Source organism: Psychroflexus longus (assembly GCF_020164595.1).
GTDB classification, from domain to species: Bacteria; Bacteroidota; Bacteroidia; order Flavobacteriales; family Flavobacteriaceae; genus Psychroflexus; species Psychroflexus longus.
Genome location: NZ_JAIQZE010000014.1, coordinates 1 through 16,074 on the forward strand (window position 1 = coordinate 1; position 16,074 = coordinate 16,074).

Here is a 16,074-nt window from a genome sequence, read left to right on the forward strand (position 1 = left end):
TATCAGAACAAAGAATAAAAGAAGTAGAAAGATTACTAAATTACAGACCGATTAGAAAGTTTAATTATAATAACCCTATTGAAGAACTAAAAAACAAGTGTGTTGCACTAATGGGTTGAACACAGCTTTTCATAATTTTTTCCTCGAAGATAGTTACTGAAACAGGTAGTTGTGTTTAAGTAAAGTTAAATAGTATTAAACAAAATTAGAATACCAATTATGATGGCACTCCTATTAATAGAACTCTGTTCAAGTTTTCGTATTTTTGCATTTTAATATTTTAAAAATGAAAAGAGTTGTTGTAGGATTAAGTGGTGGTGTGGATTCTAGTGTGACTGCCTATTTATGCAAGGAACAGGGATATGAAGTGATAGGCCTTTTTATGAAGAACTGGCACGATGATTCTGTTACAATTAGTGATGAGTGTCCTTGGCTGGAAGACAGTAATGATGCTATGTTAGTAGCAGAAAAACTAGGCATACCTTTTCAAACAGTTGATCTAAGCAAGCAATATAAAGAGCGTATAGTAGACTATATGTTTGCTGAATACGAAAAAGGCAGAACACCAAATCCGGACGTACTTTGCAATAGAGAAATCAAATTTGATGTTTTTATGGATATTGCTACTTCACTGGGTGCTGACTATGTGGCAACGGGTCATTACTGCAGAAAAGACAGAGTTGAAAAGGACGGTAAAACTATATACAGATTGTTAGCAGGTAAGGATCAAAACAAAGATCAATCCTATTTCTTATGTCAGGTTTCTCAACAACAATTAGAAAAAACTCTTTTCCCCGTTGGTGAACTTCAAAAATCTGAAGTAAGACAAATTGCTAAGGAGCAAGATTTAATCACTGCAGACAAAAAAGATTCGCAAGGACTTTGTTTTATTGGCAAGGTGAAACTTCCAGATTTTCTTCAGCAAAAGCTTCAACCCAAAAAAGGTCAAGTTATAGAAATTGATTCTTCACATGAAGTTTTCTCAAACATTAGTGAAGCAGAGACAAATTCAGAGTTGATAACTCAGCTGAAAAGAGACAGTAAAAAACTTAATTTAAAACCAGAATTCGGGAAAGTCCTTGGCTCTCACGATGGTGCTCACTTTTTCACTAAAGGGCAAAGAAAAGGTCTGGCTATCGGTGGAACCAAGAAGCCTCTTTTTGTCATTGACACCGATGTTGAAAACAACATTTTATATACCGGACAAGGTAAAAATCATCCCGGGCTTCATAAAAAAGGCTTGTGGGTTGATAATTCTGAAGTGCACTGGATTCGACCTGACTTGAGCTTAAGTGAAGGAGAAACTATGGATGTAAAAGCTAGAATCCGATACAGACAGCCTTTAGAAAAAGCTAAACTTTACCAAATGGCAAATGAACTTTATGTCATTTTCGAAAAAGAACAAACAGCTATTTCCGAAGGTCAATTTGTAGCCTGGTACAATGAGGATGAACTCATCGGTTCCGGTGTAATCGCATAAAACTAGTTAATGAAAGCAAACAGAATTACAAAGTTATTCAATGTAAAATATCCAATCATCCAGGCAGGGATGATTTGGGCAAGTGGATGGAAATTGGCAAGTGAAGTTAGTGAAGCCGGCGGACTTGGTATTATTGGCGCTGGGTCTATGTATCCGGATGTGTTACGTGAGCATATTCAAAAATGCAAAAAAGCTACTTCAAAGCCATTTGCAGTAAATGTTCCTATGCTTTATCCTGATTTGGATAAAATCATGGAAATCATCATTGAAGAAAAAGTCCCGATTGTATTCACCTCCGCAGGAAATCCCAAAACCTGGACACCTCATCTAAAATCCCATAATATAAAAGTAGTTCACGTGGTAAGTAGCGTGAAATTTGCTTTGAAATCTCAGGAAGCTGGAGTAGACGCAGTTGTAGCGGAAGGTTTTGAAGCGGGTGGACACAACGGTCGCGAAGAAACTACTACATTCACACTTATCCCTATGGTTAAGAAAGAATTGACCATTCCCCTTATAGCTGCTGGAGGCATTGCTTCGGGTTCTGGAATTCTTGCTGCTATGATTCTTGGTGCAGATGCTGCACAGATAGGAACTCGTTTTGTGGCCAGTGAAGAAGGCTCTTCGCATATAAATTTCAAAAAAGAAGTCATCAAAGCTCAGGAAGGTGATACCAGACTTACTTTAAAGGAGTTGGCTCCGGTGCGGATGCTGAAAAACAAATTCTATCAGGACATCGAAAAATTGTACTCGACTTCACCAACTATAGAAGATCTTCAGGATTTATTGGGTAGAGCAAGAGCCAAAAAAGGAATGTTTGAAGGTGACCTTGAAGAAGGCGAACTTGAAATAGGGCAAATTTCTGGATTAATAAATGAAATCCTACCCGCTAAAAAAATTATGGAAAATCTTATTGCTGAATTTGAAGCTGCAAAGATTGAAGCCAGTGCCATTGAATTCTAAATCTTATCTAAGGCTTAGTTAGCATCCAGAGCTAGAAAATCTACTAAATTTAATGACTTTATCTCAAGACCTTTCTGATATTGTAGAAGGTAAATAGCGTCGTTTTCATATCCTTTAGTAAACTCCTTTTTCTTGTAACTAAATTTATTCTCAGCATACTCCGTAAAGCCTTTTATTTCTGTAGAAGCTTGGAGAGTTTCTGCATAAGACAGCCTCAAAAGTAAATCCATCATAACGTCATAACCTCTTATCACGTATTTATTGGGATAGACTCCGTGTTTTTGCAGAAAGCTGTTATTATGCTTTTGATCCCCTGTAATAAGTTGTGTTTTGGATATAGAAGGAAATGTGAACTTGAGGTCACTCAGATAATAATTTGAAATCTCATCATCGTAAAAAGCTCCTCTTTTTGAAGTAAATAATCTAATGTCAAAACCATCCCTTTGAAAAGATTTTAGAAACGAAACAGTAGATTCTGCAATTCCTATATTTTGTGCTTCTAAAATAAACCAATTGGTACCAAGAGAATCTAAATGTGGACGTAAGTCAGATTTTTTCAAGTAACCATTACTTCCCTTTTGACTTGCAATATTAATATCTGGAAAGGTGTAAGTATATTTTCTTTGTACTGGTTTTGAAATACTATCTGAGAGAATAACTAAATTTTCATCAGTATGAATCTTTTGTAAATAGGTAATAAGCACTTCTTGCATCTCCTCATCTTTGGGTAAAGTGTTGAAAAGATTTTCAAATTCAAAATTTGGATTGACAAGTGGTGAAATAACGGGTACACTATCTCTCTCAAGATAATTTGCAACAACTTTTAGACTTGGATCTAAAAGTGGTCCAACTACAGCTTGGTAATTTTTAAAATTTTCATTCAGCAATTGATTCACATGATACGGATCATTTCTAGTGTCGTAAACATCTAGGTTCACAGTGATGCCTTTAGCCTGAGCAGAATCAATTGCCATTTGGATTCCCTCGTAAAAGTCAAGAGAAATTCTAAGCAAGCCACTATCCTTGATTAAAGATTTCGTTGTAATTGTATCAATTTCTGTGCGTTCCAAATTTAAGGGAAGCATCACAGCAATTTTTTTTGTATCGAAATATTTAAGCTTATCTTCCAAAGTAAAAGCTTCATATTTAGAATAATCTATTTCTTCAGTTTGAGGGATTTTCAAAACAAGTCCTTCACTGATCCCCTCAAATTTTAAGGAAGGATTCGATTGGATCAACTGTTGTTCTGTAACGTCATAATTTTCAGAAATAGATTCAATTGAATTTTTAGAATCTATTTTGAGGAAAGCATAGTTTTGATTTTTAGTAATTCTGGAAGTCGATGCTGTATCAATAGGCCTTTTAATTTTCAAAAATTGACCGGGTTGTATCTCTTTTTCATTTATACCGGAATTTAAATCTTCCAGTTCTTTAACGGTTAGCCCGTATTTTTTTGATATTCCGTATTTAGTTTCTTTTGGAAGTACCAGGTGCATCAACGTGCTAAACTCTGAGTTTTTAACACTTTGATTGATATCCAGGTCCTTATCCTTAAGCTCATAAGTTGGTACTCTTATAACATCATTGTAATCCAGTTCTCGTTCATAAAGAAAAGGATTGTACTTCCTAAGGTCGTTTACCTTGAGGTTATAAGATTTAGAAATGCTGTAAAGAGTTTCTTTGGGACTTACTTCATAAGCTATAAGCTGAATTCTAGGATTCAGCTCAAAATTTCGAACCGAAGGGACTACCAAAAGTTTACCAGATATATCTCTTATGTTTTTTACATTAGGATTTAATCTTTTTAAAGTAGCAATATCCACTTGAAATCTGGAAGCAACATCCTCCAAACTTTCATTTGTCCCTGCTTGATAGCTTTTTAGGTCTTGAGCACTGAGACTAAAAACAAAGAGTAGTAAAACTGTACTTAAAAAAAACTTTTTCATTATTCCCATTCTATAGTTGCTGGTGGCTTTGAGCTGATATCATATACTACTCTATTAACGCCTTTAACTCGATTTATTATTTGATTGGAGACTTTTTGTAAAAACTTATGTGGCAAGTCTACCCAATCTGCCGTCATACCATCTGTGGATTCTACAGCTCTTAAAGCTACAACTTTTTCGTAAGTCCGCTCATCTCCCATGACACCGACGGAATCTACAGGAAGAAGTATAGCTCCAGCCTGCCATACTTTATCATAGAGATGCCATTCTCTCAAAGCATCTATGAATATAGCATCTACTTCTTGTAGAACCCTTACTTTTTCTAAAGTAATGTCACCAAGGATTCTGATGGCTAAGCCTGGTCCTGGAAATGGATGCCTACCAAGAAGTTTTTGATCAATACCCATCTCAGCTCCTACACGCCTCACCTCATCTTTAAAAAGCATCCTTAAAGGTTCAACGACCTTTAATTTCATAAAATCTGGTAGTCCACCAACATTGTGGTGAGATTTTATGGTAGCGGAAGGCCCGTTGACAGAAATAGATTCAATAACATCTGGATAAATGGTACCTTGAGCTAGGAAGGTGGCATCTTCTACCAATGAGGACTCATCATCAAACACTTCAATAAAAGAATTTCCAATTGCTTTACGTTTTTTCTCAGGGTCCGAAATGCCTTTTAAAGCATCCATAAACCGGTCTGTAGCATCAACACCTTTCACATTAAGCCCCATATCTTTATATTGATCCAGAACAGAGTCAAATTCATTTTTCCTTAATAAACCATTGTTGACAAAAATACAGTGAAGGTTTTTTCCAATGGCTTTATGAAGAAGCGTGGCCGCAACCGTGGAATCAACTCCTCCGCTTAAGCCCAAAATGACTTTATCAGTCCCTATCTTTTCTTTTAATTCTGATACGGTCATGTCTACAAAAGCAGACGGCGTCCAGGATTGAGGTACTTGTGCAATCTTAACAAGGAAATTTTCCAACAATTGAGCACCGTCGGTTGAATGGTAAACTTCAGGATGAAACTGAATCCCGTAAGTGTCTTCTCCATCAATTTTATAAGCTGCATTTAGAACATCAGCAGTGCTTGCAATTCTTGTAAAATGTTCTGGAAGATCTTTGATGCTGTCGCTATGCGACATCCACACTTGTGATTGTTCCAATATGTTTTTAAAGAACAATTCACCATCTTTTATAAAAGAAAGATTTGCTCTACCAAATTCACGTGTGTTTGAGCTATCCACTTTCCCACCGTAATTGTGAGCCATGAACTGAGCTCCGAAACAAACTCCTAAAAGAGGAATTTTACCTTTGATCTTCGTAAGATCAGGCTTTGGAGCTTCTGGATTTCTACAGGAGAAAGGACTTCCTGAGAGAATCGCTGCTTTAAAAACAGATAAATCTTCAGGTAATTTATTGAAAGGATGGATTTCACAGTAAATATTAAGTTCACGAACTCGTCTGGCAATGAGCTGAGTATACTGGGATCCAAAATCGAGAATAAGGACATTTTTTTGCATAGACAAAAGTATAAATTTGCGATAAAACAGGCTTCTGTTTAGGCTCTCTTTTTTTACTTTTAAACAAAAATGCTAGACCAAATTTTTAAAGATTTAAAAAACGAAGTAAAGTTCGGTTACCTTAAAAAAAAACACGCTTTCCGCTACCCTAGTCTTGCTAGTATTGAAGATAATATTCCTATTCAAAGAACTGTTGTTCTAAGAGACACAACAGCAGACTTTGATTTAATAATCTACACAGACGGGAGAAGCGAAAAAATAAGTCACTTCGAAGACAATCCTAATTCAAGTCTTTTATTTTACAATCACAAAAAACTACTACAAGTCAAAGTTGAGGGTAAAATGAAAATGATAAAGTCCGGTGAAGAGTACGACTACCACTGGAGCAGAGTTCAAGGTAACTCTCAAAAAGACTTTATCACCAAAAATCCGCCTGGGACCCCAATTGATAATCCAGATCATGTAGGATATAATGAGGACGAACATCATTTCTGTTTACTCAAACTGGTTCCTGAAAGCATGGAGTATCTCGAACTTAAACGACCAAATCACATTCGTGCGAGGTTTGACAAGTCAAATAATTGGGAAGGACAATTTCTCAATCCATAAAAAAAGCGACCCGAGGGTCGCTTTTAAATTTCAACATTAAAATTAATAGTCTTATTCATTAGCACCTATGTCGCCTTGAGCTACAATAGTTGCTAATTCTGCTGCGCTTAGGTGAACATTAACGTAACCGTTAACTTCTAAAACATCAGCATATCCAAATTCTGTATTATCATCTAAAGCTGCGACGTTAGACATACTCATACCTGTTGTTCCATCAACAGGAATAAAGGTATAAATAATGCCACCACCTTCAGATGCTGAATTAGCGTGAATGTGTGCTGGGTGCTCGCCACCATCTGGAGTTCCTACTAGACTAATTGTAGCTAAAGCTTCACCATTCAAACGTTCTTCAAAAAGAACAGTTCCATTGATTCCTGTAACATCCTTTTCTTCTAAAACATAACTTTTAGATTCACCAGTCAATTCATTTTGACCAATATCTCCCTGAGCTACAATAGTTCCTAAATCATCTGCACTTAAATGTACATTGACATAACCGTCTACCCCTAAAACATCAGCATAACCAAATTCTGTTTCATCATCTAAAGCAGCTACGTTGGATTGACTCATTCCTGTTGTTCCGTTTACTGGGTTAAAAGTATAAAGTATACCTCCACCTTCTACTGCGGTATTCATATGAATATGAGCTGGGTGCTCACCGCCATCAGGAGTTCCTTCCAGACTAATTGTAGCTAATGCTTCACCGTTCAAACGCTCCTCGAAAAGGACAGAACCACTTATCCCAGGTACGGCTCTTTCTTCAAGTTCATAGTTTTTAGATTCACCAGTCAATTCATTTTGACCGATATCTCCTTGAGCAACAATAGTTCCTAAATCATCTGCGCTTAAATGTACATTTACATAGCCGTCTACTTCTAGAACATCAGCATATACAAAAGCAGTTCCATCATCCAAAGTTGCTACATTGGATTGACTCATTCCTGTTGTTCCATTAACTGGGTTAAAAGTATAAAGTATAGCTCCGCCTTCTACTGCAGTATTCATATGAATGTGTGCTGGATGCTCGCCTCCATCTGGAGTTCCTTCCAGACTAATTGTTGCTAATGCTTCTCCACTCATACGCTCTTCAAAAAGGACAGAACCACTAATCCCAGGCACTGCTCTTTCTTCAAGTTCATAGCTTTTAGACTCACCTGTCAATTCATTTTGACCAATGTCACCCTGAGCTACAATAGTACCTAAATCATCTGCACTTAAATGTACATTGACATAACCGTCTACTTCTAATATGTCAGCATAAACAAACTCAGAACCATCATCCAAAGTCGCTACATTGGATTGACTCATTCCTGTTGTTCCATTAACTGGGTTAAAAGTATAAAGTATACCTCCACCTTCTACAGCTGAATTCATGTGAATATGCGCTGGATGCATTCCACCATCTGGAGTTCCTCCCAGACTAATTGTAGCTAATGCTTCACCACTCATACGCTCTTCAAATAGGACAGACCCAGCAATTCCAGGTACTGCTCTTTCCTCAAGATCATAACTTTTGGATTCACCAGTCAATTCGTTTTGACCAATGTCTCCTTGAGCTACAATAGTGCCTAAATCATTAGCACTTAAATGTACGTTGATATAAGCATCAAGTTCAGAGATATCTTCAAAACTTATAGGTGTACCATCATCCAAGGATGTAAATGTTGTAATACTTAAACCAGTTTCTCCGTCAACAGGCTCCAAGGATACAATGATACTTCCGCCCTCTACAGCAGAATTCATATGGATATGGGCTGGGTGCATATTTCCAGCTGAAGTTCCTTCAACTTCAAGAATAAGTTGAACAGAGCCGTCAGCTTGTTCATTAAAAACAGCATCACCACTGACACCGGATTCTGATCTTTCATCCAGATCATATCTAATATTATCTAAGACAGGATCTGTCACAGGATTTAAACTATCATCATTATCACATGATGCCACTAGTAACCCTAGAATAAATAATAGAGTAAAATTTTTTAATCTTTTCATAAGTATATATTTTGTTGTTTGACATAGTTACGAAAAGAAGAAAGCTACGGTTTTAAAATTTATGTTATAAAAGTTCACTATTAACACTTATTAACTAAAACGACGATGCTTTAAGGTATATTTAAGTATTTATGAGTTTGAAGAGAAATACGCCATTTTGGATATTTCATCACATATTCAACAATTTGAGGCGTCATTTTTTCTCTAACACTCCATTCAGGCTGAAGAAATAACTCACAATCTTCTGAAACTTGTGCTGCTTGTTCTTCAGCAAATTTAAAATCGCTTTTATTGTAGATAATTACTTTGAGTTCGTCTACTCGTGGATAAATCTCAGGTTTTGGTAGTTTTATTTTTTTTGGTGACAAGCAAATCCAATCCCAGACACCAGTCATATCATAAGCCCCAGAGGTTTCTATATGAATGTTCAATCCGTTTGCTTTCAAACCTTCAGTTAACAAAGACATGTCCCAGGTTAAAGGTTCACCTCCAGTGATAACAATCGTATTACTATATTTTTTAGCATTTTCTATGATAGAACCAATTTGAGTAGGTGGATGTTTTTCTGGATCCCAGCTTTCTTTTACATCGCACCAGTGACAACCAACATCACATCCTCCAATCCTAATAAAATAGGCTGCTGTTCCTGTATGATATCCCTCGCCTTGTATGGTGTAAAATTCTTCCATAAGGGGAAGCATAATACCTTTACGTACAAGTTTTTCTATATTCTCATTTTGCATGTTGCAAAGATACTGAAAGCATAATTTGAATTAAAACATAATTCTAAACTTATATAGCAGAAAGCATGCTTTCATGTTGGCGACTTTATTTATTTTTGAAAAAAATTATCATGAAGCTCATACCTATTACTTCCATTTTCTTGTTGATCCTCGCAACAAGCTGTAATACTTCAGATTCTGAAACGATTATTGCAAAAAATAAGCTGGGCCTTCTATCTCCTTCTACTAAAGTAAGCGAGGTCAATACGATTTTGATTAACGATTCTATTGCTGAATTTGATTTGGAATCCAAATTCAATAAAGTCAGTGAAATAGAAGTTTTCAATAAAGAGGGAAACATATCCTTAGTGATTGAACCTAATTATCAAAACGACTCTTTAGTTACCATTAATGAAGTTCAAATTTTAGATCCAAAATACAGGACAAAAAAAGGCTTGAGTATTGATAGTAATTTCAAAACGATCTACGAAAATTATAAAATTGATAATATTCAAAATAGTATCAATAGTGTTATATTAAGTATTGATGAGATAGGCGCTTACATTGTCATTGATAAAAAACATTTACCAAGCAAGCTAAAGTTTGATTCAGAAATTAAAATTGAGGCCAATCAAATTCCAGATGAGGCTCCTTTTAAATATTTCTGGATAAGGTTTGAAGAGCCAAACTTGTAGTGCCTTGTATTACTATCATCCTATAATTTTTCTTTACTATGAAAGCTTCAAAAAAAATCGTCAATAAGTATTTACCGAAAATTATAGGATTAAGGTTGAATTCACTTTTCAGGATAAATCCTGAAAAAGCTGTCTTAAAGGCCTATAAGCTTTTCTCCTCTCCAAGAAAAGGAAAAGTAAAGCCTGAGCAAGAGACTTTTCTAAACAAAGCTAAAGCAACCTCTATTGAATTAGAATCCAATAAAGTTCAAATTTATCACTGGAAAGGGGAAGGCAAAACAGTGGTTCTAATTCACGGCTGGGACAGCAATTCTTTTAGGTGGAAGGACTTGATCCAACGCTTGCAAAAAGAGGGTTACAACATCATTGCCTTCGATGGTCCTGCCCATGGATATTCTGATGGAAAGGTATTAAGTGTTCCAATGTATTCAAGATGTCTTGACCGCCTATTGAAGTTATATCGACCAGAGTTCATTATAGGCCATAGCGTTGGAGCTATGACCATAGTTTACAACCAATATTTAAAGCAAAGTCCTTTTCTGGAAAAGATGGTTTTACTGGGAGCACCTTCAGAAATGACAGACATAATGAGTGATTACAAACGCATACTCCGCTTGAGTGATAAATTCATGCTTGCACTAGATAATTTTTTTAAAAAGAAATTTGATTATCACTTTGATGAGTTTTCAATCGCTGACTTTTCGAAGAACATTGAAAAGGAAGCCTTGATCATTCATGATGAATATGATAAGGTTGCTCCAGTTTCAGCAGCTAAGGCGATACATGAGAACCTAAAGCATTCTGTACTTAAAATAACAGAAGGCGCTGGTCATTCTCTTAACAAAGTTGGTATTCATGAAGAAATTTTAAAGTTCTTAAAGCAATAGAAATGAGTGAAAACGGAATTCGCATAAATAAGTACTTAAGTCAGGCTGGATTTTGCTCCAGAAGAGAAGCCGATAAACTTCTTGAACAAGGCAGAGTCACTATCAATGGTAACTTTATTGAAATGGGTACTAAGGTAAATCCTGGCGATCAGGTATTTGTTGATGGGAATCTAGTGGAATTTGAAACAGAAGAAAAAGTTTATTTGGCAGTCAATAAGCCAAAAGGGGTCGTTTGCACAACAAATTCTAGAGTTGAAAAGAACAACATCGTCGATTTTGTCAATTATCCAACTCGACTTTTTCCAATAGGTCGTTTAGATAAGATGAGTGAAGGCCTAATTCTTATGACAAACGATGGAGAGATTGTCAACCAAATCCTCAGAGCCCGACACTACCACGACAAAGAATACCTAGTAACTGTGGATAAGCAAATTACAGATGAGTTTATTACCAAAATGAGAAACGGAGTTCCAATCCTGGAAACGATTTCCAGAAAATGTGAAGTTGAAAGGCTAGGTGACCGAAGCTTTAAAATAATTTTGACTCAAGGCCTCAACCGCCAAATACGTAGAATGTGTGAAGCTTTAGATTATAGAGTAAGGACATTGAAACGTACAAGAATAAAAAATATTAATTTAGACGTGGATAAAGGGAAGTACAGACATCTTACAAAAGACGAAGTAAAAGATCTTTATCAAAATAACTAACTCATAAAACAAATTGACATGTCCTCACTAAACCCATTTCACCTAGCAGTCCCAGTTAATAATCTAGAAAAATCCAGGGCATTTTATACAAACACCTTAAATTTCAAAGAAGGGCGTAGCGATACCCATTGGGTTGATTACGATTTTTTTGGACATCAATTTGTGATTCATGAAGACAAAAACCATCAGCCCAACCCAGAAGCTTTTAGTCTTGTTGATGGCCATGAAGTCCCTGTACCTCACTTTGGAGTGGTTTTAGAATGGGAGGCATTTCACGAATTTGCTGATCGGTTAAAACAAAATAAGATTGAATTTATAATCAAACCCTACATCAGGTTTGAAGGCAAACCAGGAGAACAAGCCACAATGTTCTTTAAGGATCCTAGCGGCAATGCCCTCGAATTCAAGAGCTTTAAAGATATGAGCCAAATTTTTGCTAAATAAAATGGAAAAGCTTACGCCGAGATTAGTAAGGCAACTCTTTATCTTATTGATTATTCTATCCTTAGGATGGCTTATATTTAGTGAAATTCTACCATACATCTCCGGAGTTCTAGGAGCAATCACTTTTTATGTATTGCTGAAAGGTCTAATGCAGAAAATGTTAAAAAAAGGCTGGAATGCTACTTTAAGCGTAAGTATTTTGATGCTAGGCTCATTTATTTTGATTTTAGTTCCTGTGCTCAGTATTATTCTCATGCTTTCTTCAAAGGTGAGCAAAGCTATAAAGAATTCTGAAAAAGTGGTAGAAGCGGCAAAAGCGCAGCTTGTCCAGCTTGAGGAAATTAGCGGTTACAAAATCAGTGATAAAATTGATAGCTCAGCAGTAACAGACTGGCTTTCCAGTAATCTTCAGGGTCTTGCAGGTGGCACTTTTGAAATTTTCATTGCCATAAGTATTATGTATTTTCTTTTGTATTACATGCTTCTGAATGAGAAAAAACTAACCATCTCTATGGAAACTTATATTCCCATAGATGTAGAAAACCTTAAGCTAATAGCCTCCGAATCTGCTAAAAAAGTGAAAGCCAATGCTATTGGTATTCCTTTAGTGGCACTGTTTCAAGGAATAATTTCATTGATTGGGTATTGGATATTTGGAGTTCCTGAAGCTATGTTTTGGTTTGTCATTACAACCATTGGTTCTATGATTCCATTTATAGGAACTGCGATAGGATTTATACCAGTTACCTTGTTGATGTATTATCAAGGTGACACCTTTGGAGCCATAGGTGTATTGGCTTATGGACTAATTGTTGTGGGTTCTTCAGACAATATTGTAAGACTTCTTGTTCTCAAGAAAATGGCAAATGAACACCCGCTGATCACCTTAATTGGAGTTATTATTGGAGTTCCTTTATTTGGATTTATAGGCCTTATTTTTGGACCATTGTTATTATCCTTATTTTTACTGATAGTTATGATCTATAAAAAAGAATATGGAGAATTTGAATCTGCAGCTGAAAAGAAATTAAATGAAAGTATTAGGGAGAAAAACGGAGAAGAAAGTTGATGAAAACTTTGTAAAGGATGGCATCAAATCTGTTTCAGAAACAGATATTGATGTTGTTCTTGACAAAAAAGATCAACTCTTTGTGAAAGTAAATCATCCGGATTGGAAAAAGTATAAGGATAAGGTTATGCTGATGTTTCATTTCTTAAAAGATGTAAAAGAAAGAAACTATCCTGAAACACCTTGGAAAACTCTGGCAGCAATTATTTTTACTTCTCTTTATATCATCAATCCACTAGATCTTATTCCAGATTTTATTCCTTTTGTGGGTTACCTAGATGATTTGACTGTTTTTGGTTTTGTAATTAGACTCATTGAGAAAGATTTAACCAGTTACCAAGAGTGGAAAATAGAACAAGAAACTACTGAGGAATAGTAGTTTCTTCTAAAGATTAAAATTGTAGTTAATACTTTTACTGCATGTTTTTCATCATCTCCATCATCTTCTTTCCACCACCACCTTGCATCATTTTCATCATCTTGCTCATTTGGGTAAATTGCTTCAAAAGTTGATTGACTTCCTGAACTGTAGTACCGGAACCTTTACTTATTCTTTTTTTACGACTAGCATTAATCCTAGTAGGATTTTCTCTTTCTAAGGGAGTCATAGAATGAATCATGGCTTCAATGTGCTTGAAAGCATCATCGTCTATATCCATGTTTTTCATCATCTTTCCAGCACCAGGAATCATACCCATCAAGTCCTTCATGCTACCCATTTTCTTGACTTGCTGAATTTGCTTCAAGAAATCATCAAAACCAAATCTATCTTTAGCAATTTTTTTCTGAATCTTTCTGGCTTCCTCTTCATCATATTGCTCCTGAGCTCTTTCAACAAGGGAAACCACATCTCCCATTCCCAAGATACGATCTGCCATCCTTGAAGGATAGAATACGTCTATAGCATCCATTTTCTCACCAGTACCAATGAACTTAATAGGCTTGTTGACTACAGATTTAATAGAAATAGCAGCACCACCCCTTGTATCACCATCAAGTTTGGTCAAAATAACACCATCAAAGTCGAGAACATTGTTAAAGGCTTTTGCAGTATTCACTGCATCCTGACCAGTCATGGCATCTACAACAAACAAAGTTTCCTGAGGTTGAACAGCTTTGTAGATGTCAGATATTTCATTCATCATCACCTCATCAACAGCCAAACGACCAGCCGTATCCAAAATAACAACATTATGCCCGTTTTGCTTGGCGTGAGCTATAGCAGCTTCTGCAATAGCAACTGGGTTTTTCTCTTCTTTGTTAGAAAATACCTCAACTCCTATTTGCTCACCAACCACATGCAACTGATCGATTGCAGCTGGTCTGTATACATCACAGGCAACAAGTAAAGGTTTCTTTGTTTTTTTAGTTTTAAGGAAATTTGCAAGCTTACCAGAAAAAGTGGTTTTACCAGAACCTTGAAGTCCTGACATCAAAATGACGCTAGGGTTTCCGGATAAGTCGATACCTTCTGCATCACCACCCATCATCTCGGTCAATTCGTCTTTGACAATCTTAACCATAAGCTGATTAGGCTTAAGACTTTTCAGTACGTTTTGACCTAAAGCTTTTTCTTTAACTGTATTGGTAAATTCTTTGGCAGTTTTAAAGTTGACGTCGGCATCCACAAGAGCTCTACGCACTTCTTTAAGTGTCTCTGCTACATTTACCTCTGTTATCTGACCGTGCCCCTTTAAAACATGAAAGGCTTTATCTAACTTATCACTTAAACTATCGAACATAATTTCTTCTGAATTTCAGCAAAAATAAGAATTTGAAATCTATTTTTGAATGTTTTGTAATCTAAAAAAGCCACTTCAATAAAGTGGCTTTTTTGTTTAGGTTAAGCGTTGTTACTACAAACTAAAGTTATGAGTAACTGTATCGCTTTCTTTATATCTAGAAATAGCTTTGTCCACTAGTTCTTGGGCTTCTTTTTCATCTCCCCAGTTCCCAATAATTACTTCTTTGTTCTCAAGGTCTTTATAAGTTCTGAAGAAATGCTCAATTTCCTTGATCGTATGAGGGTTCAAATCTGAAAATTTATGAACCTCGTCCCCCATTGGATCTGCAACAGGTACGCATATAATTTTTTCATCAGGCCCTTTTTCATCAGACATGTTCAAAACGCCCACAGGTCTTACTTTGGCAACACACCCAGGAACTACTGGATTTGTGAACAGTACTAAAACATCTATAGGATCATTATCCAGCGCCAATGTTTCTGGCACAAAACCATAATCTGCTGGGTACATCATAGATGTATGTAACATTCTATCAAAACGAATCTGCTTTAGATCGAAATCGTACTCATATTTATTTCTACTTCCTCTCGGAATTTCTATCAACACATCAAATGTCATAATCACTTTTTTATATAAAATTTAAGGAGGGCAAAAATAAGAAAAACTTTGACTATTCTAACAACATTAAACAAATAAAAACCTGATGCTGAAGTCTTTCTTCATCAGGTTTTACTTAGGAAAATGTATTGTTGTTTAAATCTTAAATTTTACTGCTTTATTTTTATCATCAAATTGAAAGCTTACTTCTTCCCAAATTGGAGGAGCCATAGGGTTTGGAGTTCCAGACATTGCCCAAGGCTCCGTTGGCATTCCGTTGCTCTGCGCATCCATTGTTCCATTGCCATTTAGATCCTGGGAAACAGAAACTGCATAAACGCCATAGTCCAGGTCCTTGAACTCAATCCTATGAGATGAGTTTTTTACATCAATGCTTTTCCCGACAATTGGTTTTTTAAGGAAATTTTCTTTCTCAAAAACTCCGATATGCAAAGTTCCAGATACGTTTTCAATGTTTTCAAATTCTACGATTAGTGTTGTTTTTCCTTGAGCAGTTAGATTTTGATAACTAAACATTACAAGCATTAAAGCTAATCTTACTAAATTTTTCATGACTTTTAGGTTTTAAGTTCAATCCAAAAGTAAAGTGGAAGTCTAGTTTTATTCTGAAGTTTTTGATGAGTCGTAGAATGTTTAAGATGAATGGTAACAAATTCAGAAGAAAGTGAAAA

Annotated in this window: 16 protein-coding genes and 1 pseudogene; 10 read left to right on the forward strand and 7 right to left on the reverse strand. The window is 35.9% G+C overall.

What is annotated here, in order from left to right:
- The 3 genes and pseudogenes from LB452_RS13730 to LB452_RS11650 all read left to right on the forward strand — a co-directional run.
- Positions 1-119: pseudogene (locus LB452_RS13730) on the forward strand (IS30 family transposase); the annotation flags it as partial.
- Between the two features lie 167 nt (positions 120-286).
- Positions 287-1,480, forward strand: a complete 1,194-nt coding sequence (mnmA, locus tag LB452_RS11645) for a tRNA 2-thiouridine(34) synthase MnmA (RefSeq protein WP_224461912.1) — start codon at positions 287-289, stop codon at positions 1,478-1,480.
- A gap of 9 nt (positions 1,481-1,489) precedes the next feature.
- Positions 1,490-2,440, forward strand: coding sequence for an NAD(P)H-dependent flavin oxidoreductase (locus LB452_RS11650; protein WP_224461913.1), 951 nt, complete (start codon positions 1,490-1,492; stop codon positions 2,438-2,440).
- 14 nt (positions 2,441-2,454) lie between these two features.
- On the opposite strand, the gene LB452_RS11655 is transcribed toward LB452_RS11650, so the two are convergent.
- Complete coding sequence (locus LB452_RS11655; RefSeq protein ID WP_224461914.1) at positions 2,455-4,386, reverse strand: LysM peptidoglycan-binding domain-containing protein; 1,932 nt, start codon at positions 4,384-4,386, stop codon at positions 2,455-2,457.
- Positions 4,386-5,915 carry a glutamine-hydrolyzing GMP synthase gene (guaA, locus tag LB452_RS11660; RefSeq protein ID WP_224461915.1) on the reverse strand — a complete coding sequence of 510 codons (1,530 nt, stop codon included), beginning with the start codon at positions 5,913-5,915 and terminating at the stop codon, positions 4,386-4,388. Before guaA ends, LB452_RS11655 begins: the two co-directional genes overlap by 1 nt.
- Before the next feature lie 69 nt (positions 5,916-5,984).
- On the opposite strand from guaA, the gene LB452_RS11665 reads away from it, so the two are divergent.
- Positions 5,985-6,524 carry a pyridoxamine 5'-phosphate oxidase family protein gene (locus tag LB452_RS11665; protein ID WP_224461916.1) on the forward strand — a complete coding sequence of 180 codons (540 nt, stop codon included), beginning with the start codon at positions 5,985-5,987 and terminating at the stop codon, positions 6,522-6,524.
- Between the two features lie 51 nt (positions 6,525-6,575).
- Here the strand turns inward: LB452_RS11665 and LB452_RS11670 are convergent, their stop codons facing one another.
- Positions 6,576-8,516 (reverse strand): CHRD domain-containing protein, encoded by a 1,941-nt coding sequence (locus LB452_RS11670; protein WP_224461917.1) that lies wholly within the window; start codon positions 8,514-8,516, stop codon positions 6,576-6,578.
- A 110-nt stretch (positions 8,517-8,626) separates the two neighbouring features.
- Positions 8,627-9,259 carry a 7-carboxy-7-deazaguanine synthase QueE gene (locus LB452_RS11675; RefSeq protein WP_224461918.1) on the reverse strand — a complete coding sequence of 211 codons (633 nt, stop codon included), beginning with the start codon at positions 9,257-9,259 and terminating at the stop codon, positions 8,627-8,629.
- A gap of 110 nt (positions 9,260-9,369) precedes the next feature.
- Here LB452_RS11675 and LB452_RS11680 point away from each other — a divergent pair, with 110 nt between their 5' ends.
- Genes LB452_RS11680 through LB452_RS11705 form a run of 6 tightly spaced genes read left to right on the forward strand, consistent with a single transcriptional unit; the run spans position 9,370 to position 13,416 of the window.
- Positions 9,370-9,933: a hypothetical protein gene (locus LB452_RS11680; RefSeq protein WP_224461919.1), complete on the forward strand. Its 564-nt coding sequence runs from the start codon at positions 9,370-9,372 to the stop codon at positions 9,931-9,933.
- A gap of 38 nt (positions 9,934-9,971) precedes the next feature.
- Entirely contained in the window at positions 9,972-10,820 is an 849-nt protein-coding gene (locus tag LB452_RS11685) for an alpha/beta fold hydrolase (RefSeq protein WP_224461920.1), read from the forward strand.
- A 2-nt stretch (positions 10,821-10,822) separates the two neighbouring features.
- Complete coding sequence (locus LB452_RS11690; protein WP_224461921.1) at positions 10,823-11,527, forward strand: pseudouridine synthase; 705 nt, start codon at positions 10,823-10,825, stop codon at positions 11,525-11,527.
- 18 nt (positions 11,528-11,545) lie between these two features.
- Positions 11,546-11,971: a VOC family protein gene (locus tag LB452_RS11695; RefSeq protein WP_224461922.1), complete on the forward strand. Its 426-nt coding sequence runs from the start codon at positions 11,546-11,548 to the stop codon at positions 11,969-11,971.
- A 1-nt stretch (position 11,972) separates the two neighbouring features.
- On the forward strand, positions 11,973-13,040 hold the full coding sequence (locus LB452_RS11700) for an AI-2E family transporter (RefSeq protein ID WP_224461923.1): 1,068 nt from the start codon (positions 11,973-11,975) through the stop codon (positions 13,038-13,040).
- A complete protein-coding gene (locus LB452_RS11705) occupies positions 13,003-13,416 on the forward strand; it encodes a YkvA family protein (RefSeq protein WP_224461924.1) in 414 nt (137 codons plus the stop codon). The genes LB452_RS11700 and LB452_RS11705 overlap by 38 nt, the downstream gene beginning before the upstream one ends.
- Positions 13,417-13,453: 37 nt before the next feature.
- On the opposite strand, the gene ffh is transcribed toward LB452_RS11705, so the two are convergent.
- From ffh to LB452_RS11720, 3 genes are all read right to left on the reverse strand, one after another.
- On the reverse strand, positions 13,454-14,782 hold the full coding sequence (gene ffh / locus LB452_RS11710) for a signal recognition particle protein (RefSeq protein ID WP_224461925.1): 1,329 nt from the start codon (positions 14,780-14,782) through the stop codon (positions 13,454-13,456).
- 114 nt (positions 14,783-14,896) lie between these two features.
- Positions 14,897-15,403 carry an inorganic diphosphatase gene (locus tag LB452_RS11715; RefSeq protein ID WP_224461926.1) on the reverse strand — a complete coding sequence of 169 codons (507 nt, stop codon included), beginning with the start codon at positions 15,401-15,403 and terminating at the stop codon, positions 14,897-14,899.
- A gap of 135 nt (positions 15,404-15,538) precedes the next feature.
- Positions 15,539-15,955, reverse strand: a complete 417-nt coding sequence (locus tag LB452_RS11720; protein WP_224461927.1) for a DUF2141 domain-containing protein — start codon at positions 15,953-15,955, stop codon at positions 15,539-15,541.
- Positions 15,956-16,074 lie beyond the last annotated feature (119 nt).

Excerpts from the sequence above, each read along its gene's own strand:
- mnmA (WP_224461912.1), top strand. The coding sequence starts at position 287 with ATGAAAAGAGTTGTTGTAGGATTAAGTGGTGGTGTGGATTCTAGTGTG.
- LB452_RS11650 (WP_224461913.1), top strand. The coding sequence starts at position 1,490 with ATGAAAGCAAACAGAATTACAAAGTTATTCAATGTAAAATATCCAATC.
- LB452_RS11655 (WP_224461914.1), bottom strand. The coding sequence starts at position 4,386 with ATGAAAAAGTTTTTTTTAAGTACAGTTTTACTACTCTTTGTTTTTAGT.
- guaA (WP_224461915.1), bottom strand. The coding sequence starts at position 5,915 with ATGCAAAAAAATGTCCTTATTCTCGATTTTGGATCCCAGTATACTCAG.
- LB452_RS11665 (WP_224461916.1), top strand. The coding sequence starts at position 5,985 with ATGCTAGACCAAATTTTTAAAGATTTAAAAAACGAAGTAAAGTTCGGT.
- LB452_RS11670 (WP_224461917.1), bottom strand. The coding sequence starts at position 8,516 with ATGAAAAGATTAAAAAATTTTACTCTATTATTTATTCTAGGGTTACTA.
- LB452_RS11675 (WP_224461918.1), bottom strand. The coding sequence starts at position 9,259 with ATGCAAAATGAGAATATAGAAAAACTTGTACGTAAAGGTATTATGCTT.
- LB452_RS11680 (WP_224461919.1), top strand. The coding sequence starts at position 9,370 with ATGAAGCTCATACCTATTACTTCCATTTTCTTGTTGATCCTCGCAACA.
- LB452_RS11685 (WP_224461920.1), top strand. The coding sequence starts at position 9,972 with ATGAAAGCTTCAAAAAAAATCGTCAATAAGTATTTACCGAAAATTATA.
- LB452_RS11690 (WP_224461921.1), top strand. The coding sequence starts at position 10,823 with ATGAGTGAAAACGGAATTCGCATAAATAAGTACTTAAGTCAGGCTGGA.
- LB452_RS11695 (WP_224461922.1), top strand. The coding sequence starts at position 11,546 with ATGTCCTCACTAAACCCATTTCACCTAGCAGTCCCAGTTAATAATCTA.
- LB452_RS11700 (WP_224461923.1), top strand. The coding sequence starts at position 11,973 with ATGGAAAAGCTTACGCCGAGATTAGTAAGGCAACTCTTTATCTTATTG.
- LB452_RS11705 (WP_224461924.1), top strand. The coding sequence starts at position 13,003 with ATGAAAGTATTAGGGAGAAAAACGGAGAAGAAAGTTGATGAAAACTTT.
- ffh (WP_224461925.1), bottom strand. The coding sequence starts at position 14,782 with ATGTTCGATAGTTTAAGTGATAAGTTAGATAAAGCCTTTCATGTTTTA.
- LB452_RS11715 (WP_224461926.1), bottom strand. The coding sequence starts at position 15,403 with ATGACATTTGATGTGTTGATAGAAATTCCGAGAGGAAGTAGAAATAAA.
- LB452_RS11720 (WP_224461927.1), bottom strand. The coding sequence starts at position 15,955 with ATGAAAAATTTAGTAAGATTAGCTTTAATGCTTGTAATGTTTAGTTAT.